This is a genomic window from Microbispora sp. NPDC046973, assembly GCF_040644495.1.
Taxonomy (GTDB): Bacteria; Actinomycetota; Actinomycetes; order Streptosporangiales; family Streptosporangiaceae; genus Microbispora.
Genome location: NZ_JBEYWQ010000086.1, coordinates 1 through 1,241 on the forward strand (window position 1 = coordinate 1; position 1,241 = coordinate 1,241).

Annotated in this window: 1 protein-coding gene; it reads right to left on the reverse strand. The window is 67.7% G+C overall.

Features of this window, described 5'->3' with window-relative positions; translation table 11 throughout:
• Positions 1-1,241 (reverse strand): condensation domain-containing protein (locus ABZ860_RS42810; protein WP_357232613.1); only part of this gene is annotated, 1,241 nt, incomplete at both ends.

The following is a 1,241-nucleotide window of genomic DNA, read 5'->3' on the forward strand; positions in this document are numbered from 1 at the left end:
TGCCGGTTGGGGTCTTGAGCGATCGCCTCCAGCAGCCGGGTCAGATGCCCGGCCAGCCGCTCGATCGTCGACCCCTCGAACAACGCCGTGCTGTACTCCACGGTCCCCGTGAGGGCGTCTCCATCTTGAGTGAAGCCCACCATGAGGTCGCACTTCGCCGGTGGCTCCTGAAGGTTCCCCGCCGCTAGCCGATCGCTCGACGAATCCGCGATGACGTAGTTGAAGAAGGCCTGGAACAGGGGAGTGCGGGAGCGGTCGCGTGCGATTCCCAGCTCGTCGACGAGTTGTTCGAAGGGCAGGTCTTGGTGGGTGTAGGCATCCAGGGCGGTGGCCCTTACGCGGCCTAGCAGTTGGGTGAAGGTGGGGTCGCCGGAAAGGTCGGTGCGCAGCGCCAGGGTGTTGACGAAAAAGCCGATCAGGTCCTCGGTCTGCCCCTGGGTGCGGCCCGCAACAGGCGTCCCGACAACCAGATCGTCCTGGCCGCTGTATTTGCCCAGCAGCACCGCGTACGCCGCCAGCAGCGTCATGAACATCGTGGACGACTGCTTCCGGGACAGTTCCCGGAGCCGGGCCGTGACGTGTGAGTCGAGGTGGAAGCTGATGGCCGCTCCGGCGGTGGAGCGCACCGGGGGCCGGGGGTGGTCGGTCGGCAGCTCCAAGACGGGCGGGTCGGCCAGTTGGTTCCGCCAGTAGCCGAGCTGTTCCTCAAGGACCGGTCCGGTCAGCCGATCGCGTTGCCAGACGGCGAAGTCGGCGTATTGCACCGTTAGTGGCGGCAGGGGGTTGGGCCGGCCGTCGCGGAACGCCTCATACAGGGCGGCCAGCTCCCGGTTGAAAACGCCGGCGGACCATTCGTCGGACACGATGTGGTGCATGGACAGGGCGAGGATGTGCTGGTCGTCGGCCAGGCGCAGCAGGCTGGCGCGGATCAGCGGCCCGGTCGCGAGATCGAACGGGGTGGCAGCGTCGGCGGCGACAAAAGCGCGTGCCTCGTCTTCGGTAACGGCCACCACGGGCAGGTCGAACCGGGTGGGCGGGTCGATGACCTGCCACGGGATGCCGTCGTCGTCGGCGATCAGGCGGGTGCGCAGCACCTCGTGCCGCTCGACCAGAGCGTCGAGCGCGGCACGTAGCGCGGCGATGTCGATGTCCCCGGTGAGTGGGATCGGGGAGGGGATGACGTATTCGGCCGATCCGGGGTCGAGCTGGTCGAGGAACCACAGGCGTTGCTGGGCGAACGA